This window comes from Caballeronia sp. S22, assembly GCF_964261745.1.
GTDB classification, from domain to species: domain Bacteria; phylum Pseudomonadota; class Gammaproteobacteria; order Burkholderiales; family Burkholderiaceae; genus Caballeronia; species Caballeronia jiangsuensis.
Map to the genome: position 1 here is coordinate 786,414 of NZ_OZ180038.1, position 23,387 is coordinate 809,800.

20 protein-coding genes and 1 pseudogene are annotated in these 23,387 nt (G+C 64.7%); 11 read left to right on the forward strand and 10 right to left on the reverse strand.

Going from position 1 to position 23,387, the window contains the following annotated elements; translation table 11 throughout:
* The first annotated feature begins 279 nt into the window (after positions 1 to 279).
* The gene (locus ACEN42_RS30275) at positions 280 to 3,729 is read left to right on the forward strand and encodes a response regulator (RefSeq protein ID WP_371883370.1); all 3,450 of its coding nucleotides are present in this window, start codon (positions 280 to 282) and stop codon (positions 3,727 to 3,729) included.
* Here the strand turns inward: ACEN42_RS30275 and lpdA are convergent.
* Entirely contained in the window at positions 3,726 to 5,519 is a 1,794-nt protein-coding gene (gene lpdA / locus ACEN42_RS30280; RefSeq protein ID WP_371883371.1) for a dihydrolipoyl dehydrogenase, read from the reverse strand. The two genes, ACEN42_RS30275 and lpdA, sit on opposite strands and share 4 nt — an antisense overlap.
* A gap of 235 nt (positions 5,520 to 5,754) precedes the next feature.
* On the opposite strand from lpdA, the pseudogene ACEN42_RS30285 reads away from it, so the two are divergent.
* Positions 5,755 to 7,064: pseudogene (locus ACEN42_RS30285) on the forward strand (DUF2325 domain-containing protein).
* Here the strand turns inward: ACEN42_RS30285 and ACEN42_RS30290 are convergent.
* Genes ACEN42_RS30290 through ACEN42_RS30300 form a run of 3 tightly spaced genes read right to left on the reverse strand, consistent with a single transcriptional unit; the run spans position 7,061 to position 8,565 of the window.
* Entirely contained in the window at positions 7,061 to 7,462 is a 402-nt protein-coding gene (locus ACEN42_RS30290) for a winged helix-turn-helix domain-containing protein (protein ID WP_187608486.1), read from the reverse strand. The pseudogene ACEN42_RS30285 and the gene ACEN42_RS30290 overlap by 4 nt on opposite strands.
* Before the next feature lie 57 nt (positions 7,463 to 7,519).
* A complete protein-coding gene (locus ACEN42_RS30295) occupies positions 7,520 to 8,068 on the reverse strand; it encodes a nitrogen fixation protein NifQ (RefSeq protein WP_371883372.1) in 549 nt (182 codons plus the stop codon).
* Positions 8,065 to 8,565, reverse strand: coding sequence for a molybdopterin-dependent oxidoreductase (locus ACEN42_RS30300; protein WP_250485755.1), 501 nt, complete (start codon positions 8,563 to 8,565; stop codon positions 8,065 to 8,067). Before ACEN42_RS30300 ends, ACEN42_RS30295 begins: the two co-directional genes overlap by 4 nt.
* Positions 8,566 to 8,678: 113 nt before the next feature.
* Between ACEN42_RS30300 and ACEN42_RS30305 the strand changes: the two genes are divergently transcribed.
* Complete coding sequence (locus ACEN42_RS30305; RefSeq protein ID WP_371883373.1) at positions 8,679 to 9,593, forward strand: hypothetical protein; 915 nt, start codon at positions 8,679 to 8,681, stop codon at positions 9,591 to 9,593.
* Between the two features lie 7 nt (positions 9,594 to 9,600).
* Here the strand turns inward: ACEN42_RS30305 and ACEN42_RS30310 are convergent, their stop codons facing one another.
* The 4 genes from ACEN42_RS30310 to ACEN42_RS30325 form a co-directional block, all read right to left on the reverse strand.
* On the reverse strand, positions 9,601 to 10,548 hold the full coding sequence (locus ACEN42_RS30310; protein ID WP_187608482.1) for an ABC transporter substrate-binding protein: 948 nt from the start codon (positions 10,546 to 10,548) through the stop codon (positions 9,601 to 9,603).
* A 71-nt stretch (positions 10,549 to 10,619) separates the two neighbouring features.
* Positions 10,620 to 11,576 carry an ABC transporter permease subunit gene (locus ACEN42_RS30315; RefSeq protein ID WP_371883985.1) on the reverse strand — a complete coding sequence of 319 codons (957 nt, stop codon included), beginning with the start codon at positions 11,574 to 11,576 and terminating at the stop codon, positions 10,620 to 10,622.
* Between the two features lie 106 nt (positions 11,577 to 11,682).
* Positions 11,683 to 13,227, reverse strand: coding sequence for a sugar ABC transporter ATP-binding protein (locus tag ACEN42_RS30320; protein WP_238289649.1), 1,545 nt, complete (start codon positions 13,225 to 13,227; stop codon positions 11,683 to 11,685).
* Complete coding sequence (locus ACEN42_RS30325; RefSeq protein ID WP_371883374.1) at positions 13,217 to 14,458, reverse strand: ROK family protein; 1,242 nt, start codon at positions 14,456 to 14,458, stop codon at positions 13,217 to 13,219. The genes ACEN42_RS30320 and ACEN42_RS30325 overlap by 11 nt, the downstream gene beginning before the upstream one ends.
* A gap of 350 nt (positions 14,459 to 14,808) precedes the next feature.
* Between ACEN42_RS30325 and ACEN42_RS30330 the strand changes: the two genes are divergently transcribed.
* From ACEN42_RS30330 to ACEN42_RS30350, 5 genes are all read left to right on the forward strand, one after another.
* Positions 14,809 to 15,315 carry a GAF domain-containing protein gene (locus ACEN42_RS30330; protein WP_187608478.1) on the forward strand — a complete coding sequence of 169 codons (507 nt, stop codon included), beginning with the start codon at positions 14,809 to 14,811 and terminating at the stop codon, positions 15,313 to 15,315.
* Position 15,316: 1 nt separating this feature from the next.
* Entirely contained in the window at positions 15,317 to 15,715 is a 399-nt protein-coding gene (locus tag ACEN42_RS30335; RefSeq protein WP_371883375.1) for a DUF302 domain-containing protein, read from the forward strand.
* Positions 15,716 to 15,785: 70 nt separating this feature from the next.
* A complete protein-coding gene (locus tag ACEN42_RS30340; protein WP_371883376.1) occupies positions 15,786 to 16,769 on the forward strand; it encodes a substrate-binding domain-containing protein in 984 nt (327 codons plus the stop codon).
* A 90-nt stretch (positions 16,770 to 16,859) separates the two neighbouring features.
* Positions 16,860 to 17,246 carry a hypothetical protein gene (locus tag ACEN42_RS30345; protein WP_238289658.1) on the forward strand — a complete coding sequence of 129 codons (387 nt, stop codon included), beginning with the start codon at positions 16,860 to 16,862 and terminating at the stop codon, positions 17,244 to 17,246.
* Between the two features lie 15 nt (positions 17,247 to 17,261).
* Positions 17,262 to 17,729 carry a hypothetical protein gene (locus ACEN42_RS30350; protein ID WP_371883377.1) on the forward strand — a complete coding sequence of 156 codons (468 nt, stop codon included), beginning with the start codon at positions 17,262 to 17,264 and terminating at the stop codon, positions 17,727 to 17,729.
* Here ACEN42_RS30350 and ACEN42_RS30355 read toward each other — a convergent pair.
* Positions 17,726 to 18,913 (reverse strand): fumarylacetoacetate hydrolase family protein, encoded by a 1,188-nt coding sequence (locus tag ACEN42_RS30355; protein ID WP_371883378.1) that lies wholly within the window; start codon positions 18,911 to 18,913, stop codon positions 17,726 to 17,728. The two genes, ACEN42_RS30350 and ACEN42_RS30355, sit on opposite strands and share 4 nt — an antisense overlap.
* 101 nt (positions 18,914 to 19,014) lie before the next feature.
* Between ACEN42_RS30355 and ACEN42_RS30360 the strand changes: the two genes are divergently transcribed.
* Positions 19,015 to 19,761, forward strand: a complete 747-nt coding sequence (locus tag ACEN42_RS30360; RefSeq protein ID WP_238289664.1) for an IclR family transcriptional regulator — start codon at positions 19,015 to 19,017, stop codon at positions 19,759 to 19,761.
* Here the strand turns inward: ACEN42_RS30360 and ACEN42_RS30365 are convergent.
* The gene (locus ACEN42_RS30365; RefSeq protein WP_371883379.1) at positions 19,740 to 20,294 is read right to left on the reverse strand and encodes a universal stress protein; all 555 of its coding nucleotides are present in this window, start codon (positions 20,292 to 20,294) and stop codon (positions 19,740 to 19,742) included. The two genes, ACEN42_RS30360 and ACEN42_RS30365, sit on opposite strands and share 22 nt — an antisense overlap.
* A gap of 310 nt (positions 20,295 to 20,604) precedes the next feature.
* Between ACEN42_RS30365 and ACEN42_RS30370 the strand changes: the two genes are divergently transcribed.
* Together ACEN42_RS30370 and ACEN42_RS30375 are read left to right on the forward strand one after the other, a co-directional pair.
* Positions 20,605 to 21,795, forward strand: coding sequence for an HlyD family secretion protein (locus tag ACEN42_RS30370; protein ID WP_371883380.1), 1,191 nt, complete (start codon positions 20,605 to 20,607; stop codon positions 21,793 to 21,795).
* A gap of 4 nt (positions 21,796 to 21,799) precedes the next feature.
* Positions 21,800 to 23,386 (forward strand): DHA2 family efflux MFS transporter permease subunit, encoded by a 1,587-nt coding sequence (locus tag ACEN42_RS30375; protein ID WP_371883381.1) that lies wholly within the window; start codon positions 21,800 to 21,802, stop codon positions 23,384 to 23,386.
* Position 23,387 lies beyond the last annotated feature (1 nt).

The following is a 23,387-nucleotide window of genomic DNA, read 5'->3' on the forward strand; positions in this document are numbered from 1 at the left end:
TCGTGGCCGCGGCGGCATGCATATCGAATGTCGCGGATTCATTGTAAGGCGGGCCGCTCAAACGTTCAGCAGCATGAAAGCATCCGAACGAACGTGCCGAAAAGCGCTACAGTGCTACCTTTCACGAACATGCCCGAAGCCCGCCACGGCGCGGAACCGAACCGGGTATGATGCGCAGCGGCTGAAACAATAACTACAACTTTCGCGATTGTCGCCGTCATAAGGGCTGTTCGAGACATCGGCCCGGCGCGCGACGTTCACGCTTATTCGGAGCTGTCTATGCCATTGCGGTCCGGTGTCGACGAGGCCAGTTTTCGTCGCATTCTCTTTCGCAACATCGCACTGCCGCTCGGAACGGGCCTCGTCACGGCGATCGCGTTCGTCGTGCTCGTGCTGTATCTGCTGTCGGGCATCAACTGGGTCGAGCATTCGGAACGCGTGATCGGCAACGCGCAGGAACTCGGGCGGCTCGTCAGCGAAAAGGAAAGTGCGATTCGCGGCTATCTGATCACGGGCGACGAAGCGTTTCTCGCGCCTTATGAAACCGCGAAACCGAAGCTCGGCGCCGATATCGACACGCTCGCCGATCTCGTCTCCGATAACGCGCCGCAAGTCGATCGCCTGATCCGCATTCGTGCGTTGCAGGCGCAATGGGACAAGGTCGCCGACGGCTTGATCGACGCCCGCCGTCACGCCCAGGATTCCGTCGCGCTCGTGCGCGCGGGACGCGGCTCGGCCGAACGCGCGGAAACCGAGCGCGAGCTCGCCGCGTTTCTCAACATCGAGCAGACCTTGCGGCTGCAGCGCGTGGAATCGGCGAAGCAGCTCACGACCATCACCGTCGCCGTGTTTCTGTTTTTGAGCCTGACGCTGTCCGTGATTCTCGCGATCTTCGGCAGGCGCGAGCTGATGCAGCTTTCCAGTGCCTTCGGCGCCGCGATCGGCGAACAGGAGCGTCAGACGCGCGCGCTGCAAGAGCAGGCGTGGCTGAACGAAGGGCAGACGCAGCTCGCGGAAAAGGTGATCGGCCAGCAATCGCTCGATCAGCTTTGCCGGACGATTCTCGATTTCCTCGCGGACTATCTGAAAGTGTCGATCGGCGCGTTCTACGTCCGCGAAAACGATGGCGCATTGAAGCGTACCGCGAGCTTCGGCTTCGATCCCGACAGCGCGCCGGTTCCCGATTCGCTCGCGGGCGTGAAGAGCCTCGTCGGACAGGCGGTGCACGCGCGCAAGCTGACGAGCATGAACGACGTGCCCGCCGGCTACTGGAAGGTGACGTCGGCGCTTGGCGCGAGCGTGCCCGCGAGCCTCGTCATCGTGCCGATCGAAAACGAAGGCCAGGCGAACGGCGCGATCGAACTCGGCGCGATGCACAGGCTGACCGAGCGCGACCAGCAGTTCCTGAAGACGATCGCGGGCAATATCGGCGATTACGTGGAGGCGGCGCAGTATCGCGAGCGTCTGCAGCACGTGCTCGAAGAAACGCAGCAGCTAAACGAAGAACTTCAGATGCAGCAGGAAGAACTGCGCACGACCAACGAGGAACTCGAACAGCAGACGACGGCGCTTTCGCAGGCGCAGGTCTATCTCGCGAATCAGAAGGCGGAGCTGGAGCAGACCAACGATCAGCTCGCCGAGCAGGCGCGCGTGCTCGACGAACGCAACGTCGCGCTCAACGCCGCGCAGGGCGAACTGGAAACGCGCGCCGAAGCGCTGCAACGCGCGAGCCGCTACAAGTCCGAGTTTCTCGCGAACATGTCGCACGAACTGCGCACGCCGCTCAACAGCTCGCTGATTCTCGCGAAGCTGCTCTCCGAGAACAAGGCCGGCAATCTCACGAACGACCAGATCAAGTACGCGCAGACCATCTATTCCGCGGGCAACGATCTGCTCAATCTCATCAACGATATTCTCGATCTCTCGAAGGTCGAGGCGGGCAAGCTCGATCTGCATATCGAGGACGTGCCCTTGCAGCGCATCATGGATACGCTCTCGCGCACGTTCGAGCCGCTCGCACGGCAGAAGAAGCTCAGGCTCGAACTGCGCAACGATATCGACGACTATCCGACGCTCACGACCGATTTCCGGCGTCTCGAACAGATCCTGAGAAACCTGCTGTCGAACGCGGTGAAGTTCACGGACGCGGGCGCGGTGTCGCTCGTGCTCAGGCGCGCGGGCGAGGGCGCGGTGCAGTTCGTCGTGACGGATACCGGCATCGGCATTGCGCCGGACCAGCTCGAAGCGATCTTCGAAGCGTTCCAGCAAGCCGACGGCACCACGAGCCGTCATTACGGCGGCACAGGCCTCGGCCTGTCGATTTCGCGCAGCCTCGCGCATCTGCTCGGCGGCGATATCGCGGTGCGCAGCGCGCAGGGCACGGGCAGCACGTTCACGCTGACGATGCCCATCGCTTACGGCGCGGCCGCGTTGCCGGGAACGGTCGAGCAGGCGCCGGCGTCCGTCGCCATCGAAGAAAAGCTGCCGGCCGAGCAGCCGATCGAAGTGATCCACGTCATCGACGACGATCGCGCCGACGCCGCACCTGGCCGCCGTCTCGTCCTGGTCGTGGAGGACGAACCGGACTTCGCGCAAGTGCTGCTCGATCTCGCGCACGAACTGGGTTATCGCTGCATCGTGAGCGGGACGGCGGGCGAGGCGCTCAAGCTCGCGCAGGACAGCGCGCCGAACGCGATCCTGCTCGACATCGGGCTGCCGGATCGCTCGGGGCTCGTGGTCTTGCAGGAACTGAAAGCGAATCCGAAGACGCGGCATATTCCGGTGCATGTCGTGTCGGCATCGGACAGAAGCGAGGCCGCGCTGCATCTCGGCGCGATCGGCTACGCCGTGAAGCCGACCACGCGCGAGCAACTGACGGCGATCTTCCAGCGGCTCGAAGAGAAGAGCAGCCAGAAGATCAAGCGCGTGCTGCTCGTCGAGGACGATGCGCGGCAGCGTCAGAGCATCGTCGAGCTGATCAGCGATGCGGACGTGGAAATCACGCCGGTCGAGTTCGGCCGCGACGCGCTCGAACTGCTGAAGACGACGATCTTCGACTGCATGATCATCGACCTGAAGCTGCCCGACATGCAGGGCGGCGACCTGCTGCGGCAGATGGCCGGCATCGACGCGTATTCGTTCCCGCCGGTGATCGTCTACACGGGCCGCAATCTCACGCACGACGAGGAAGCGGAACTCATGCGCTACTCGCAGTCGATCATCATCAAGGGCGCGCGTTCGCCGGAGCGCCTGCTCGATGAAGTGACGCTGTTCCTGCACAAGGTCGAAACGGATCTGTCGGCGGATCGCCAGGCGATGCTGCACGTCTCGCGCTCGCGCGATCGCGTGCTGGATGGCCGCCGCGTGCTGCTCGTCGATGACGATATCCGCAACATCTTCTCGCTATCGAGCGCGCTGGAGCATCAGGGGCTGAAGGTGGATATCGGCCGTAACGGTTTCGAGGCGATCGAAGCGCTCGACAGGCATCCGGACATCGACGTCATCTTGATGGACGTGATGATGCCCGGCATGGACGGACTCGAAGCGACGCGGCGCATCCGCGAGGACGCGCGTTTCAGGAAGCTGCCGATCATCGCGATCACGGCGAAGGCGATGAAGGACGATCAGGAGCAATGTCTCGCGGCGGGCGCGAGCGATTATCTGGCAAAGCCGATCGACGTCGACCGGCTTTACTCGCTGCTGCGCGTGTGGATGCCGAGGCGCGTTTAAATATTCAGCGCGCGCTTGTCCACCGCCAGCGCCGCCTCGCGCATCACTTCCGACAACGACGGATGCGGATGGCAAATGCGTCCGATATCCTCGCTCGCCGCCTTGAACTCCATCGCCACGACCGCTTCGGCAATCAGATCCGACGCATTCGCGGAAATGATGTGCACGCCGAGAATCTCGTCGGTTGTCGCATCCGCGATGATCTTGATGAAGCCGTCCGTTTCGCCGATGCCCATTGCGCGGCCGTTCGCGAGCATCGGGAACTGGCCGGCCTTGATCGCGCGGCCTTCGGCCTTCAGCGCCTGCTCCGTCTGCCCGACCCACGCGATTTCCGGATGCGTGTAGATCACCCACGGAATGCAGTTGTAGTCGATGTGCGGCTTCTGCCCGTCGATGATCTCCGCCACCAGCACGCCTTCGTCTTCGGCCTTGTGCGCGAGCATCGGGCCGCGCACGACATCGCCGATCGCGTAGACGTTGGGGACTTTCGTCGCGCAATGGCCATCGACGGGAATGAAGCCGCGCTCATCCGCTGACAGGCCGATGGAATCGAGGCCGAGATCGTCCGTGTTCGGCACGCGGCCGATCGACACGATCAGGCGATCCGCCTCCAGCGTCTGCGCGTTGCCGTCCTTGTCCTGGTACGAAATGGAGACGCTCGAATCCGTCGTCTGCACGCCGTCGATTTTCACGCCGAGGTGAATCGTCAGGCCCTGCTTCTTGAAGAGCTTCGCGGCTTCCTTTTGCAGCGCGGTATCGGTCGTGCCGAGGAATTCGGGCAGCGCTTCGAGGATCGTCACTTCCGCGCCGAGCCTGCGCCACACGGAGCCAAGCTCCAGCCCGATCACGCCCGCGCCGATCACGGCGAGCTTCTTCGGCACGGAGGTGAAGGCGAGCGCGCCTTCGTTGTCGGAGACGATCTTGTTGTCGACCGGCACGTTCGGCAGATGACGCGCCTTCGAACCCGTCGCGATGATCACATGCTGCGCGGTATGGCTTTCGCTCTTGCCGTCGCCGCTCACGTCGATCTTGAAGTTGGCGCCGTCCTTGCCCGCGAGCTTGCCGTGACCCTTCAGCCACGTGATCTTGTTCTTGCGGAACAGGAATTCGACGCCGCCCGTGATCTTTTCGACGATCGCTTCCTTGCGCCCGACCATCTTGTCGACATCGACGGCAAGGTTGTCCATCGTGATTCCGAGATCGCCGAAATGCAGTTGCGCCTTCTCGAATTGCTCGCTCGATGCAAGCAGCGCCTTCGACGGAATGCAGCCGACATTGAGGCACGTTCCGCCGAGCTTAGGCTTCCCGGCGTGGTTGATCCATTCCTCGACGCACGCGACCTTGCGGCCCAGTTGCGCGGCGCGGATCGCGGCGATATAGCCGCCGGGACCGGAGCCGATGACGATGACATCGAAGTCGGCCTTCTGGCCTGAAGCGGCGGCGGGCGTGGACGCGGGTGCGGGTGCGGCTGGCTGCGCCGGTTGAGCGGGTTGCGCGGCGGGTTTTTCCGGAGCGGGAGCGGGAGCGGGCGCGGCGGCGGAAGCCTTCGCTTCCGTATCGATGATCGCGAGCAGTTCGTCCGCGTGCACGATGTCGCCTTCCTTCTTCACCACTTCCGCGAGCGTGCCGGCGGCGGGCGCGGGCACTTCGAGCACCACCTTGTCCGTTTCCAGTTCGACGAGGATTTCGTCTTGCGCCACGGCGTCGCCCGCTTTCTTCTTCCACGGCAACATCGTCGCTTCGGTGACGGATTCGGAAAGCTGCGGAACCTTGACTTCAACCCTGGCCATTCAGATTCTCCTTGTGAGCGATTTCTCGCGATTGGAAACGTCAGGCGTCGCATGCCTCGCGGATGCGGCCTTCGCAGGCCGGGCCGGCGCGCCGAAGTCGTAGGATACGCCCTGTCCGCACGGTGCGCGCGGGATATGGCCCGCGTTCGGTGCGCCGCTCCGTCTTTTTGCCGTCGCTATATTCAGTGGTATATTACGAGGCACGTCAGGCCAGCCGATCGAGCACGAGGTGATCATGCAGACCCCTCCGTTTCAACTTGCCCGCACGAGCGCGCTCGGCGCACGCGACGCATGCTGTCAGCCGACCGAGGCCGATCTGCGCACGTCCCGCCGTCGCGCGCGTCTCGCGGAACTGGATTCGCATCTGCATTGCTCGGTTATCGGCACCTGTCTTTCGACGGGCGAACTGCGCAAGCTCGTGCCGAAATTCACCGACCTCGACCGCCATCACGCAAGCGATCTCGAGATTCATCATGCGGCCGTCGAACTCGCGATCGCGGGCGGCGCGGGCGCGAAGGCGCTGAACAAGGCGCTCGACGAACGTTACGCCGGCGCGATCCGCCGTTTCGACGCCGCGCGCGATCCGCAGGCGCTGCTCGACCTTTGGAACGACGCGCTGAAATCCGGCGATATTCCGCCCGCGTACTGGGCGCTGATGTCTCATCCGCACGCGAGCATCGAAGTGCGGCAGTCGGCGTTCGGCGAGCTGCACATGCTGTCGCATTTGGTCGGCGCGGCGAATCGCGCGGATATCCGGCGGCTCGTCGCGCTGGAATCGCAGAATCAGGAACTCAGGGAAAAGATCGAGCGCCAGCAGGCGCGTCTGCTCGAATTGAGCGCGGAACGCGATGCGTCCGTCAGGCAATCGAACGAGCACGCGCTGCAGCTCGCCGCGCTCGGGCAACGCAAGGCGGACAGGTCGGCCACCGATATCGAAACGGAAGTCGAGCGTCTGCGCGAAAAGGTCGAGGACGGCGAGCGTCGCCTCGCGCTGCACACGAGCCGCCGCGAGGCCGCCGAGCAGCGCGCGCTGTCCGAAGAGGAACAGACGCGTGCGTTGCGCAACAAGCTGGGCGAAGCGCAGGCGCTGTTGAAGGTGGTGCAGGCCGAATGCGCGGCGCTGGAACGCGCGACGCTCGAAGCCGACGATCAACCCGCGCGCGCCGGCGCGGCATCGATTGGGTGAGTGGGAAGCGCGTCGTCTATGTCGGTGGAAGGCCGAATTCGAACGCGGTGCTGAAGGCGCTGGTCGACGCGGCGGGCGGTGAGCTGATCGTCCACGACGGCGGCATCGAGGATCGCAAGGGGCTACTCGCGGCCGCGCTGCCTAACGCGGATGTGGTGCTCTTTCCCGTCGACTGCATCGATCATGATTCGATGAGCATGCTGAAGCGCGTCTGCGAGCGGCATGGCGTCGAGTATTCGCCGCTGCGCACGGCGAGCGTCGCGAGCTTCGTGGAATTTGTCGCGCGGCTGACCGCGAGCGCGCAGAACACGCACGCGAGCGCGCCGCCGCCCTCCGCATTCTGCCTGCGTCACGGTTAAGGCTTGAGCAACTGCGTGAGCGATTCGATCTGCCCGGCGCAGGCCGCTTGCGCCTGCGCTTCGACATCGCGATAAAGCCGGACGATGCTCTCGCCGACCGGCGTCAGCACGCAGCCGCCGCCGCTTTGGCCGCCTTGTTCGGAAATGGTCGCGGGCGATTTGAGCGCGCGATTGAGCTCGTCGATGAGCAGCCACGCACGCCGGTACGACATGTCGAGACTGCGCGCCGCCGCCGATATCGAGCCGTGCTTGCGCACCGCTTCCAGCAGCGAAACCTTGCCCGGACCGATCGCGATGGTTTCGCCTTTCATGATGCGTATGCGAAAGCGCACTTCGGCGGGCTGGTTCGCCGTGTCAGTGACCTTTGCGCTTGCGGTGGTTTTCTGGGTCGTCGCCATGCCCGAGAGAATACACGAAGGAAATCGGACGGGCGTTTCACGGAGGAGCCGTCGGCGTTATCGGTTGTCCGGATAGCAGAAAGCGTAATCCTCGCATCCGGGACAGCCCGGCGCGCAGGTCGGCGCTTCACCTCGCGCGTGCGCGACTTCCTGCGCGAGAAACTTCTTCCAGCGCAAATTCGCGACATTGCGCGCGATGAGATCGGGATAGTGACGCCCGAGCATGTCGGTGACGTCGTCGCGTCCGGCGAGGCCGAGATCGCGCCACAGATGATCGGGCCGCAGCGACGCGGCGGATATGATCGCCGCGAGACACACGGCGTCTTCCCGATGCCGCGCCGCCGTGCGGTCGTGCCACATCAGGAGGCCGCGCAGATCGCGCACGAACGGCCAGTGCGCCGACCAGAGCATCGCCCCCGGCGGACGATCGATCTTCGCGCCGGGAAAATGCCGGCCGATGAGCCGCAAGAGCGCGCCGGCGTCGAGGCCGAGCAGAAGCAGATCGCCCGATTCCACGCGCGCGCCGATGAGCCGCGCGAACAGCACGGAATCGGGCGCATCGGGATGGGCGGCGTGCGCGAGCAGCGCACGCGCTGATTCGTTCATCGATGCGACGCGCCGAGCACGTGCGCATCAACGCGCACGAGGCGCTTCATGTGGCGCGGCGCGTGCACCGTGTCCGCGCCCGACACGAGCACCGGCAGGCCATCCTCGATGCCGAGTTCGCGATCCGCGCACTCATACGCGATGATCACCTGCGCGCCGATCGGCGTATTGAACAGCTCGTGCCACGAAAACGTCACGGCATAGCCGTCGTGCGCGTGCGCGAGAAACACGGTGCGCTTGAAATCCGTGTTGTCCGGCCGGCGCACGCCCGCCGCGTCGAGCAGCGCGCGCAACTGCACGCCGCGATAGCTTCCCATCGGACGGATGTAGCGGCCCGTCGAAAAGCACACGAGATCGAACGGCTCGATGCTCGCGCACGCGAATTCGCGCAATGCGGCAAGATCGAGCGTGAGCGGCCTTTGCACCGCGCCGCCGATCTCGACGACAACGGGTTGAGCGGCGATCGACGGCGAAGGAATCGAGTATGCGAGGTCCATGAATGTGGCCTTGAGCAGCGTTATGTCTCCGAATATATTACGACGTCCGGCGCGATGCCATGTTTCTCGCGGCATATCAGACATGATCTTCGGCTTATCGACGGGAGAAGCGCATGAATCGACGCCTGATGGCGGCAATCGCGGTATCGGTTTTCCTCGCGGCGTGCGGCTCGGTCGCGCCCGGCACGACCGCGCAGAAAGTGCCGCTCGCGGGCACGCCGAACGGCGTCGCGGTGCGCGATTCGGACGGCGCGGTGTTCGTCACCGATGACAGGACCAACGGCATCGTGATGACCACGCATATCGGCGAAGGTGACGCGCCCGCGTTCTCGGTCTACGCGCGCATTCCGGCGGCCGCGGGCGAGCGCACCGGCTTGAGTCAGATCGCGTTCGCGCCGAACGGACATCTGCTCGTCGAGCAATTCGGCTTCGGCACGGCGGCCGCGGTCTTCGATGTCGCGCCGAGCGGCCAGGTCGCGCTCGCGTCGGACACGAATTCCGCGCGGCGGCGTCTCGGCCTGCTCGTGCTCGACAGCGGCACGTTTCTGTCGAGCTGGTTCGTGAAGGAAGGCAGCGCACCACCCGAAGGCGGCGTCAGCGTGATCACGCGCGGCACGGCGCCCCGGCAGATGATCGAGCGCGACATCGTTACCGGATTGGAGAAGCCCGTCGGGCTCGCGGCGGTCGGCGACATGCTCTACGTCAGCGATCAGGCCGCGAATCGCATCTACAAAGTGGATTTGCAGGCGGCGCGCGCGGCGAGCGCGCCCGTGCCCGCGAGCGATGTCTTCGCGACCGTCGATGCGCCCGACCTGATGGCCGCGTCACCCGACGGCACGCTCTACACGAAGTGCGGCGCGCATTCCGTGTGCAGCTTCTCGAAGCGCGGCCGTGCCACCGTGGTCGCCGACGGCTTCGAAGCGCCGCGCGGCGTCGCGGTGGATGTCGCGCGCAAACGGCTGATCGCGGTGGACCGGTCGAGCGCGCCGGACAAGCCGAGCGCGCTGCGCATAGTGCCGATCAAATGACGACGCTTCAGCGCGGCGACGACCAGCCCTTGTAGCTGCCGACGTTTTCCCGCGTGACGAGCGTCGACGGCAGCAGGATCGTCGTGCTGCTCGGCTTCTTGCCGTTCATCAGGTCATAGCCGACGCTCACCGCCTGTTGCGCCATTGCCCACGGATCCTGGCTCGCCGATGCCTGGACCATCGTGTCGGACTTGAGCGCCGTTTCGATATCGGGCGCGCCATCGACCGACGTGATCACGATGTTGTTCCGATGCAGCTGCTTCGCCGCGAGGTCCGTGCCGATCGCTTGCGGATCGTTGATCGCGAACACGCCGTCGAGTTTCGGGAAGCGCGTGAGATAACCCTGCATCGCGTTCATGCCGCCTTCTCGCGAGCCTTTCGCGTCCTGATCGTCGGACAGGATCTTGATGCCCGGATTCTTCGCGAGCACGGTCTTGCAGCCGTTCACGCGATCGATCACCGCCGATACCTGCGGCCCGTTCTCGATCACGACATTGCCCTTGCCGTTGAGCTTCTTCGCCAGAAAATCGCAGGAGATCTCGCCGGCCTGCACGTTGTTGGTCTGCACGGTCGCGTCCGCGCCCGCCGCCGCGACATCGACCGCGATCACGACGATGCCCGCCTTCTGCGCTTTCTTCACGGCCGGCTCGATCGCTTTCGGATCGACGGCGTTGAGCAGAATGAGATCGACGTGCGCCGAGATGAAGTTGTCGATCTGCGTGAACTGCTTGTTCATGTCGTAGTCCGACGACACCGCCTGCACCTTGGCGTTCGGGTTGATCGACTTGGCCTTCGCTTCCGCGCCCCGCGAGATGGTGACGAAGTACGGGTTGCCGAGCGAGCCGACCGTGATGCCGACGGACTTCAACTGCTTGTCGGCGGCGTGCGCGGACAGCGACAGGGTGAATCCGAGAGCGAGTGCGACGCTGGCGAAAAGCTTATTGTGTTTGCGCATGTTGTTGTCTCCAGTTGGTCCTTTTTTCGAGAGCGGGCGCACGCGGACCGAGTGCGCCCGGATAGCGGGAATCAGGTGCGAGCCGAGCCGCGCTGACGGTAACGATCGAGCGCCACCGCGCCGATGATCACGAGGCCCTTGATGATGTACTGCCAGATATCCGACACGCCGAGCAGCACGAGACCGTTCGTCAGCACCGCGATGATGAGCGCGCCGACCAGCGTGCCGACGATCGAACCTACGCCGCCGACGAAGCTCGTGCCGCCGAGAATGACCGCGGCGATCGCATCGAGTTCGTACGACTGGCCGAGTTGCAAGCCGTTCGCGGCATAGAGACGCGCGGCGGACATCACCGCGCCGAGACCCGCGAGCAAGCCCGAGATCGCGTAGACGAAGAGCTGGATGCCCCACACCTTGATACCCGAAAGACGCGCCGCCTCCGGATTGCCACCGACCGAGTAGATGCGCAGGCCGAGCACCGTGCGGCGCAGGACGAACCACGACACGATCACGACCGCAATCGCGATGATCACGAGCCAGGGCACGCCGAAGAGCGTGTCGTTGCCGATGAACGCGAACGACAGTTGCGGATTGAAGATGGTCGTGTCGTGGCCGATCAGCCGCGCGATGCCGCGCACCGCGGTGAGCGAGCCGAGCGTCACGATGAACGGCGGCAGTCTCAGGAGCGCGATCAGGAGGCCGTTGACGACGCCGAAGCCGAGGCCGACTGCGAGCGCGGCCGGAATGCCGAGCCATCCCCAGCCCGGAATATTCGACGCGAGCAGCGCGGTGACCGCCGCCGCCGACAGCACCGAACCGACCGACAGGTCGATGCCGCCCGTGAGAATCACGAAGGTCATGCCCGCTGCGAGCACGATGTTGATCGAAGCCTGCTGCGTGACGATCGACAGGTTCTGGAAGCTGAAGAAGCCGTCCGTCACGACGCCGAAGCCGATGCACAGCAGGATCAGGACGGGCAGCATGCCCGCGGTTCGCATCAGCACCTGCATGCGCTCGCGATGTTCGATGCGGTTCTGTCGTTGCGATGTGCTTTCCGCCTTCGCAACCGGCGTGGTGCCCGTGTCGTGGTGTTTCGTCGTGTTAGCCATGTCTCTCTCCAGATTCCTTGGTGTCTTACGCCGCCTGATCGAGCGCGACCTTCGAGCCCGTCGCCAGTTCGATGATCCCTTCCTGCGAAATCGGCTTGCCGGAATGGCCGCCGAGTTCGCCCGCGATTTCGCCTTCGCGCATCACGAGCACGCGGTCCGCCACGCCGATGACTTCCGGCAGCTCGCTCGAGATGACGATCACGCCGACGCCCGAGCGCGCGAGATCGTTGATGATTCGATAAATCTCCGACTTCGCGCCGATATCGACGCCGCGTGTCGGCTCGTCGAGGATCAGCACCTCGGGCTTCGTTTCGAGCAGACGCGACAGCAGCACCTTCTGCTGATTGCCGCCCGACAGCGCGCCCACGTTCACGCGCATGTTCGGCACGCGGATGGTGAGCGCGGCGATCGCGTCCTTCGCACGCGTGTTGCCGCGCGGCAGATCCATCACGCCCGCTTTCGCATCGCGGCCGGCGACCGTGATGTTGATGTTGTCGCGCACGCTCATGTCGAGGAAGAGGCCCTGGCCCTTGCGGTCTTCGGTGAGATAGACGAGGCCCGCGTCGATCGCGTCGCGCGGCGTGCGCAGCTTCACCGGCTTGCCGTGCATCGACACTTCGCCGCGCGCCTTTTCCTCCGCGCCGAAGATGAGGCGCGCGAGTTCCGTGCGTCCCGCGCCGACCAGTCCCGCGATGCCCAGCACTTCGCCCTTGTGCAGGTCGAGGCTGCATCCTTTCACGCGATTGTTGTCGGCGATATCGCGCACGGACAGCACGACGTTGCCCGGATCGTAAGGCGCGTGCTGCTTCTTGTAGAAGCCGGAGATGTCGCGGCCGACCATCATCTTCACGAGGCTGTCGGCGGACAGTTCCTCGCGCATCAGCGTGCCGACGTACGATCCGTCGCGCAGCACCGAGACGCGATCCGACAGCTCATAGATCTCCGCCATCCGGTGGCTGATGTAGATGATCGCGATGCCCTCCGCGCGCAGCGTGCGCACGAGCTCGAAGAGACGATCGGTTTCGCGCGAGGAAAGCGGCGTGGTCGGCTCGTCCATCACGAGGATGCGTGCATGCGCATGCACGGCGCGCGCGATTTCGACGAGTTGCCGCTCCGCGATCGACAGATCGCCGACGAGCGTATGCGGCTTGAAGCTCGCGCCGAGGCGTTTCAACACATCCTCGCAGCCGCGCTCCATGCCTTTGCGATCGACAAGCCTGTTGCGCCGCAGCTCGCGTCCCGCGTGGATGTTCTCCGCGACGGAAAGATTCGGCGCGAGGCTCAGTTCCTGATAGATCACCGCGACGCCGAGCGCGCGCGCGGCGAGCGGCCCGTCGATGGTGACCGGCTTGCCGTCGATGAGAATCTGGCCGCCCGCGTCGGCCTGATACGCGCCCGACAGGATCTTCATCAGCGTGGACTTGCCCGCGCCGTTTTCGCCCATCAACGAATGCACTTCGCCGGGATAGACGGACAGGCGCACGTCGTTGAGCGCGCGCACGCCGGGAAAGGTCTTGCTGATGCCGCGCATTTCCAGAAGCGGCGTTCGGGTGGAAGGGTCATGCGGCATGGTTCACCTCTTGGGTTTTGATGCCCGCGTGGCGAATCGCCGCGCGCGGTGAGAAGTTGAAGAACATCGGCAACGTGGCCGCGCCGATCGCGCCCGCATCCGGGCCGAAGGAGCCGCGCACGAGCGTCGGGGTGCCGCGCGCTTCGGGCGCGTTGGCGGTAAGCGTCGTCGAGAGGCGCTTGACGAGCTGATCGAGCAGGCCGCCGTCGATATCGGCATCGATCACGACCATCGGCACGTCGAGCACGCAGAGCGTCGCGCGCAGGGCGGGCGCGAGCGCCTCGATGCAGTCGTCGATCCATTCGTCTACAGCCGGAAGACGCTGCTCGATGCACGCCTGCAGGTCGATGCGGTTGTCCGCCGCCGCGCCGCAGTAGTGGAGATGCCGCACGAGCGCGTTCAGCGATGCACGCGACAGCAGGATGTCCCACGGTCCCGCGGGTTGCGGCGCGGACGGCAGGCGGCTCGGCGGCACGGGAATCACGCCGATGTCGCCCGCATTGCCCGACGCGCCGCGCAGACAGTCGCCGTTGATCGCGATGCCGCCGCCGATCGCCGAGCCGAGAAAGAGATAGACGAAGTCGTCGCAGCGGCGGCCGTGACCGTAGAAGAGCTCGGCGGTCGCGGCGGCGTTGCCGTCGTTTTCGCTGAAGACGGGCAGCGACAGCGCGCGGCCGAGTTCATCGGCGAAATCGGTTTCGTCCCAGGCGCGGAAGGTTTCGGCGGGCAGGCCGAGTTCGCGCAGCCAGCTGCCGAGATTGAACGGCTGCGCGATGCCGACGCCCGCCAGCCGCTCGCGCTCCGGGGCCGAGAGCAGGCCGAGCATCTTCGCGATGTCGCGCCGCACGATCTCCAGCGCCTCGGCCGGATGCGGCAGCACAGCATCGAGTGCGCTGCGCGCGAGCACGTCGCCGGCGAAATTCACGAGCACCGTCTCGATGCCGGTGCGATCCAGCCGCACGCCGATACCGAACGCGCCGCGCGGATCGAGCCGGATCAGCGACGCCGGCTGGCCGCGCTGGCCTTCGAGACGGCGGCCGGTGTATTCGATCAGTCCCGCATTTTCCAGCGACTCGACGATGCTGCCGACCGCCGTGCTCGTCAGATTCGCGTGACGCGCGAGTTCGGCTTTCGATGCCGGCTCGGCGCGCCGCAGCGCCTGCAACAGCAGACGTTCGTTGTACCGGCGCACGGTTGCGGAGTTGCTTCCTCTGCCGCTTGGGGATTTCACGCGCTGTCTCCGAAGGACGGCCATCGAGTCGCGGCCATTAATTAAATCAAGTTGATTTATTTAAGACTGACGGCGCGTCGAAGTAAAGGAGGGAAATCCCGGAGCTGCTTTTTAAGTATGTTTTGAAGAGGCGATCGCATGAGGCGCGATGCTCTGAGGACGCAAATCGCGGACCCGGTGCGCTTCCACACTAGGCGATGCAACCGGCAGTGCCAAGCCGCGCGCCGATGCTTTCCGGCGAGCTTACGGACGGCGATAAACCAGCTTTCGACGGGCGGCGCGCGGCGAAGCGCCCGGCGAATCGATGTGCTATCGTCGGCGACACTTTTCGACACTTCCTTCGCCGTTTCATGTTCTCGATTTCCCAAGCCACGCACGCCAGCAAGGCCGCGCAATACGACGACCTGCTGCAGCAAGCCCGCGCGCTCATCGCCGATGAAAGCGACTTCATCGCCAATGCCGCGAATTTTTCGTCGCTCGTCTATCACTCGCTGCCCGATCTCAACTGGGCCGGCTTCTATCTCTTCGATGGCACGGAGCTCGTCGTCGGGCCGTTTCAGGGCAAGCCGGCGTGCGTGCGCATCGCGCTCGGACGCGGCGTCTGCGGCACGGCGGCGCGTGAGCGGCGCACGCAGGTCGTGCCGGATGTGCATGCGTTTCCCGGGCATATCGCGTGCGATTCGGCGTCGCGTTCGGAGATCGTCGTGCCGCTCGTCGCGAGCGATGGCACGCTGATCGGCGTATGGGATGTGGATAGCCCCGTGCCGAACCGCTTCGACGATGAAGACGCGCTCGGCATGGAAGCGCTGTGCACGGCTTTCGTCGCGCTCGCGTGGGGCAAGCAAACGGAGCGTTGATATGTCCACCGGGCCGACCGATAACGGCGTCGTCACGATTGCGAGCGCGCACGACGCCATCGCCACCGCCGACAAACTCGAAGCGCTGATCCGCGCGCGCGGACTGATGCTCTTCGCGCGCATCGACTTCAGCGGCGACGCCGCCCGCGCCGGCCTCACGATGCCGCCGAGCCAGTTGCTCGTGTTCGGCAATCCGCAGGCGGGTACGCCGCTGATGCAGGCCGTGCCGACCGCCGCGCTCGATTTGCCGCTCAAGATTCTGTCGTGGGAAGACGCGGACGGACGCGCGTGGCTCTCCTATAACGCGACGGAATACTTGCGCGCGCGTCACGGGCTCGACGCCGACGCGATGAAGCCCGTCAGCGGCGTGGCCGCGCTCGTGGAGGCGGCGGCGCGCTGACAATTTGGCGTCATCGGCGGCCGTACGCCTGCGTCTACAATGAGACGTTTTCCTTCCGTCTCAATATTCCATGACGAGCCTTGTCCGCCGACGCCTGCTTGCCGCCTGCGCCCTGAGCGCTTGCGCGTTCGTGCGTGCGCGCGACGTGCGCGCGGCGTCCGACAAGGCCACCGTCGCGCTCGTCATGAAGTCGCTGAACGATCCGTTCGTCACGTCGATGATCGAAGGCGCGCGCAATTACCAGCGGCACTACGCGTCGCAACTCGATCTCGCGACGAACGGCACGCTCGCGGACAACGACGTGGCCGGGCAGATCCACATCGTCGAAACGCTGATCGATGCGAAAGTCAACGCGATCGTCATCGCGCCCGCGGATTCGAAGGCGCTGCTGCCCGTGGCCGCGAAGGCGATCGGGGCGGGCATCATCGTGATCGCGATCGACAATCCATTCGACGAAGCCGCGCAGGACGCGGCGAACATCACGATTCCGTTCGTCGGGCCGGACAGCCGGCGCGGGGCGAAGCTCGTCGGCGCGTATCTCGGCTCGAAGCTGAAGGCGGGCGACGAGATCGGCATCATCGAGGGTCCGCCGAACGATCTCAACGCGCAGCAGCGCACGCTCGGCTTCAAGGATGCGATGAACGCGGCGGGACTGCGCATCGCCGATGCCGACAGCGGCGACTGGACTGCGGCGAGCGGCAAGTCGATCGCGTTGCAGATGCTTTACGCGCATCCGGATGTGCGCGGCCTGCTCTGCGCGAACGACAACATCGCGATGGGCGCGATCGACGCGATCCGTATCGCCGGCAAGAAGGGCCGCGTGCTGGTGACGGGCTACAACAACATCGACGCCGTGCAGCCGATGCTCGACGACGGCCGCCTGCTCGCGACGGTCGAGCAGTTCGGCGCGCGGCAGGCGGTGTTCGGCGTGGATGTCGCCGTGAAGGCGCTGCTCGAAAAGCGGCGGCAAAGGGATTTGTCGCCGTATATGGAGACGCCGGTTCAGCTGGTGACGAAGGGGCAGGCGAAGGGGTTTCGGTTCGGGGGGTCGTGAGAGGGCTTTAGGAATGATCGTGTAGGGCGTCTCGTCGAATTCGCATATGTTGTGCAGCTAAGGGTGCGACTTCGACGAGGAAACTATTGCATGACGACCCAACACGCTCATCACCACCGCCAGTTCAAGCAGCCGAACACAGCGTGGAAAGCTATTCCCACCGACGTCGTGCCGCTCTACGTTCGGTCTGCGCTCAGAGACGCCATTCGCCTCGAGGCTGTTTCCGAGGCGGACTACGACCATTTGCTCTGGATTCTGGCCCAGGAGTCGAGCGGCATCGTGAATAGCCGCAATCACGAATCAAGCGCGCGAGGCTTGTTTCAGCTTTTGCACGCGCAATACGACCTGAACCCCCACGGGGAAAAGTCGTTTGGCAATGCCGTGGAGGAATGTCAGGGCGGGATTCGCTATATCTACGGTCGCTACCATTCCGCAAGAGCGGCAAGAGATTTCTGGGAAAGACATCACTGGTACTGACCCGTGCGAAAACACTTGCTCGCCCTCTGCCTGCTCATCGCAGCGCCCATTCCGGGTTTCGCTCATGACGCCGAGCCGAATTTCGCGGACTATCCAACAACGGTCGAAGAGGCGCACGGGCCCGTCAAGCTACGGTTGACGACGCGAGAAAGCCGCCGCTACGTCACGCAACTCACCGTAGCGGCAAGCGCTCCCGTCAACTTCGCCGGGCACTTCATCATGACCGAATGGGGCTGCGGAGCCGGCTGCGTCACGGCCGCCGCGATCGACGCACAGACGGGAAAGGTCGTGATGCTTCCCTTCACCGTCTCCGACTGGCCACTCGACATCACCGAGCCTCTTACTTACCGGAAGGACAGTTCGTTGCTGATGGTTCGCGGAAGCAGAAACGAACGAGGCCGCGGCACTTACTACTATCGATTCGACGGCGCCGCGTTCCGATTGATCGAAGCGCTACCCGCAACACAGCGCCAACGACCTTAACTCATCGCCTTCCCCAACAACCCCCGCGCCGCAAGACTCCGATACAACGCCCTCACCCCAAACGTCCAGGGCTCGATCTCCGTCGACAACCTCACCGTATTGACCAGCGCCCCGAGGCTGGGCGTCGAGATCGTCACGACATCGCCGAGATGATGCGTGAACCCGCCGCCCGGGGTATCGCGATCCTTGATCGGCGAGAACATCGTGCCGAGGAACAGCATGAAGCCGTCCGGATACTGATGATGCGCGCCATGCGTCTGCGTGACGAGATCGGCCGGATCGCGGCTGATTTCGCTCATGTGGCTCACGCCGTCGAGCACGAAGCCATCGTCCGCGCCTTCGATGCGCAGCGACAGGCTCGAAGCGCGCACCGAATCCAGCGTGAAGCGTCCATCGAACAGCCGCACGAAGGGGCCGATCGCGCACGACGCGTTGTTGTCCTTCGCCTTGCCGAGCAACAGCGCGCTGCGGCCTTCGATATCGCGCAGATTAACGTCGTTGCCGAGCGTCGCGCCCACGATCTCGCCGCGCGCATTCACCGCGAGCACGATCTCCGGTTCCGGGTTGTTCCATTGCGATGTCGGATACAGGCCGACGTCCGCGCCGAATCCGACCGACGACATCGGCTGCGACTTCGAAAACACCTCCGCGTCCGGCCCGATGCCGACTTCCATGTACTGCGACCACGCGCCACGCCGCTCGAGTTCGGCCTTCAGCTTCGCTGCGCTTTCCGAACCCGGCTTGATCTTCGACAGATCCGCGCCGATCAGCTTGTTGATCGTGTCGCGCACTTCCTGCGCGCGGCTCGCGTCGCCGCCGGCCTGCTCCTCGATCACCCGTTCCAGCAGACTCACCGCGAACGTGACGCCGCACGCCTTCACGGCCTGCACGTCGCAGGGCGCGAGCAGGCGCAAGGCATCGGCGGAACCGTCGAGCGTCGCTTGCAGCAGATCCTGAACGTTGCCGAGATGCTCGCCTTCGGCATTGCGGGCGATGTCGAGCGCATCGGCGCTGTCGAAGAGATCGGCGGTCGTCGGCGCAGCGCGCGTGATGTCGAACACCTCACCGCGACGCACCGCGACGACGGCGGGACCGTTCACGGGCGCGGGACGCCACACACGGCCGATCAGCACGGCGTCGGCGAAATCTTCGGGCAGAAAGGAGGAGACGTTGACGGTTTGCATGGATGCGAATGACGGGCGGGAAGGGAAAACCGATCGTAGCCCGCGTGCGTGGCAGTGTCCATCGGGTTGATTGTTTATCCAACCTGTTGGAATATTCGCACATGGAAAAAACCTACGACGTCCCCGCACTGCGCCGCGCGAGCGACATTCTCGAAGCCCTCGCCGCCGCCGCGAAACCGGTGCGCGCCGCGTCGCTCGCCGAAGAGACCGGCCTCTCGCGCAGCACGCTTTATCTGATGCTCGAAACGCTCGCGCGCATGCAATGGATCGAAAAGCACGACGACGGCTACATGATCGGCGTCGGCCTTTTCGAGCTCGGCAACGCGTACGTGCGTCACGACAAGCTGCAGGCCGCGTTTCGCGAGGGCGCGGGCGCGTTCATCAACAAGCACAACGAGGTCGTGCAGCTCGCGGTGCTCGACGGCGTGCAGGTGGTCTATATCGCGCGGGAGGATGCGCATCGGCCGGTGCGGCTCGTGTCCGATCTCGGCTCGCGTCTGCCCGCGCACTGCTGCGCGCTCGGCAAGGCGCTGCTGGCCGGAATGACCGATGAAACCGTGATCGAACGCCTTCCCGAGCGTCTCGAAGCGGTGACGCCGCGCACCATCACGCGGCGCGCGGCGTTGTTACGCGAACTCGCGTCGATCCGCGCGAGCGGGCTCGCCGTCGAACGCGAGGAAGTCGCCGAAGGTCTTGCGTGCTTCGCGGCCTACGTCGGGAGGACGCCGGCGGGCAAGCGCGTCGCGGTATCGACGAGCGTGCCCATCGGACGGCTCGATCCGAAGCGTGAAAAGCAGATTTCGATCGGCATCGTGCAACTCGCGTCTCACTTGCGCGCGTCGCTCTGACGATGCGACGCGCGCGCGTCCACACGGCCCGCCGACGTGGCGAAGCGCGCCTCGATCGATGCAATTTCCTTCTCCGCATGCAACGGCGCCGCAGCGTGCGCCGCGATCAGCACATCGCAGCGCGCGTGTGAGCAGACCACGTCGCGCAGACGCGCTTCGCCGTGACGCCAGCCGGTATCCGCTTCGCCGCCGAGCACGATGAGATCCGCGCCCGCCGCTTTCGCCTCCTTCGCGATCAGTTCGCCGACGCTCGTGCCGTCGAGCGGCTGCGTGATGCTGCGCGCGACGCCATCGATGCCCGCGCTGTCGATCAGGCGCGCCGCATAGCGTGTCACGGCCCGCGCGTGATCGTCGATGACATCGAGCGTGTCGCCCGGATTGCTGTCGGCGGTGACGATGGCCCACCACGGCATCTGATCGACGATATGCAGCGCCGTGAGCCGCGCATTGCAGGCGCGGGCGCGCGTGATGGCGGTGGTCAGGGCGCTTTCGCTGAGGCTCGTGCCGACCGCGACGAGAATGTGCTTGTACATGATGGGTCTCCGGTGTGGTTCGCTGAGACCGGATGATCGGCGCGCAAAGTTAGCTGCAAATGAGCGCGAGCCTGCATCTTTTACAAAGGAACTTAACAATCGCGCGACCGGGCTTCGGCGCGCGCCGGCCGCGCTCTTCGCGCCAGCCCGCACACACGTTCGGTTTCGACCGCATCGCGCTGCCTGGGGAACGGTGTTTGCTTCCCGTCGCCCGAATGCCTTTGCACGAGCGGCATTCGCGCATTCCACGCAAGTTCAGCCTGCGGTTCCGCCCGGCGTTCGTCCGGGAACCACCCGAAAGTGAGCGGCGATGTCAGATCGAGACGACTCCGATACCCAAGACGATGCGCGCGAAGACGACCGTGAGCGCGCGTCTTCGCACGGCGATGCAGCCGATAAAGACAAAGATGCGAAGGACGACAAAAAGAAAGACGACGGCGACGACGAAAAGAAGCCCGCCAAAAAACCCGGCAAGAAGCCGCTCATCATTCTGGGCATCGTGGTCGTCGTGCTGGCGATCGGCGCTTTCGTCTGGTGGTTCCTGACGCGCAATCAGGTCAGCACCGACGACGCTTACACCGACGGCGACGCCGTCACGATCGCGCCGAAGGTGTCGGGCTATGTCGTGACGATGAACATCGACGACAACCGCTTCGTGCATCAGGGCGATCTGCTCATCAAGATCGATCCGCGCGATTATCAGGCGCAACTCGATCAGGCCAGCGCGCAACTCGGACTCGCGCAGGCGCAACTGCATGCATCGGAAACGCAGCTCGAAGTCGCGCGCGTTCAGTATCCCGCGCAGCTCGCGCAGGCTCAGGCGCAGGAACTCACCGCGCGCGCCAATCTCGTTCAGGCGAGCGCGGCTTACGAGCGTCAGCATTCCGTCGATATTCGCGCGACCTCGCAACAGAACATCGACACCGCCGACGCGCAGCAGAAAAGCGCGCAGGCGAACGTCGCGCAGGCACGCGCGCAGGTGCGCACGGCGAGCCTCGTGCCGCAGCAGATCGCGCAGGTGCTCGCGACGGTCGAGGAGCGGCGTCAGCAGGTGCGTCAGGCACAGGCGCAGGTCGAGGCGGCGCAACTGAATCTCTCGTACACGGAACTGCGCGCACCGGCCGATGGCTGGATCACGAAGCGCAACGTGCAATTCGGCACGTTTCTGCAGGCGGGCACGTCGATTCTCACGCTCGTCACGACGCGCGTGTGGGTCACCGCGAACTTCAAGGAATCGCAACTGGATCGGATGCAGCCGGGCGACAAGGTCGATATCGATGTCGATGCGTATCCCGCGATGAAGCTGCACGGTCATGTCGACAGCGTGCAGCTCGGCAGCGGCTCGCGCTTCTCCGCGTTCCCCGCCGAAAACGCGACGGGCAACTTCGTGAAGATCGTGCAGCGCGTGCCGGTGAAGATTCTCATCGACGATGGACTGAAGCCGGGCACGTCGCTGCCGCTCGGACTGTCCGTCGTGCCGACCGTCATGCTGCGGCATTGAACCCATGAGCGATACCACCGCGCAACACGATCACAGCGGCTGGAAGCCGAGCGCGAATCCGTGGCTGATCGCCGTGGTCGTGACGCTCGCGGCGTTCATGGAAGTGCTCGACACGACCATCGTGAACGTCGCGCTGCCGCATATCTCCGGCACCATGTCCGCGAGCTACGACGAAGCGACGTGGACGCTCACGTCCTATCTCGTCGCGAACGGCATCGTGCTGCCGCTGTCCGCGTACTTCTCGAAGATTCTCGGACGCAAGCGCTACTTCCTCATCTGCATCGCGGCGTTCACCGTCTGCTCCTTCATGTGCGGCATCGCGACGAATCTCGGGCAACTCATCATCTTTCGTATCCTGCAGGGCTTCTTCGGCGGCGGCCTGCAGCCGAGCCAGCAGTCGATCATTCTCGATACCTTTCCGCCCGAGCAACGCGGCCGCGCGTTCTCGATCTCGGCGGTCGCGATCGTCGTCGCGCCCGTGCTCGGCCCGACGCTCGGCGGCTGGATCACCGATAACTTCACGTGGCGCTGGGTCTTTCTCATCAACGTGCCGGTGGGCGTGCTGACGACCATCGCGGTGACGCAGTTCGTCGAAGACCCGCCGTGGGAAAAGCGGCAGAACCCGAAGAAGGTGGGCATCGACGTGGTCGGCATCGGGCTGATCGCGCTGGGGCTCGGCTGTCTGCAAGTGTTTCTCGATCGCGGCGAAGACGACGACTGGTTCTCGTCGAACTTCATCGTGACGTTCGCGGTGCTCGCGGCGGTGGGTATCGTCGGCGCGACGGTGTGGCTCCTGTACGCGAAGAAACCCGTGGTCGATCTGCGCGTGCTGAAGGACCGCAACTTCGCGCTCGGCTCGGCGGCGATCGTCGGCTTCGCGTCGGTGCTTTATGGCAGCGCCGTATTGATACCGCAACTCGCGCAACAGCAACTCGGCTACACCGCGACGCTCGCCGGCCTCGTGCTGTCGCCCGGCGCGATATGCATCGTGTTTCTGATCCCCATCGTCAGCAAGTTGATGAATGTGATCCAGACGCGCTTTCTCGTGGCGTTCGGCTTCTTTCTGATGGGATGCGCGTTGCTGTATTCGCATCATCTCGTGCCCAACATCGACTATGTGACGCTGACGAAGATGCGCAGCGCGCAGTCCATCGGCATCGGCTTTCTGTTCGTGCCGGTGACGACGCTCGCGTATCTGTCCCTGCCGAAATCGATGAACAACGACGCGTCCGCGCTCTTCACGATGTTCCGCAACGTCGCCGGTTCGATCGGCATATCGCTCGCGACCGCGATGATCCGCGAGCGCACGCAGGCGAACATGGCGCATATGGTCGAGCATCTGACGCCGCTCAATCAGCCCTACAACGAAGCGGTGCAGCGCATCGCGCGCACGCTGATGGACTCCGGCCAGACGATGACGCAGGCGATGTCCGCGGCGACCGGCCAGATGTACAAGACGCTCGTTTCGCAGGCGACGATCCTCGCGTATCTCGACGTGTTCGCCGCGTGCGCGATCTTCGCGTTCCTGTTCATTCCGCTGACGTTCTTCTTTTCGCCCGTGAAGGCGTCGGGTCAGGCGGGAGGGCATTGAG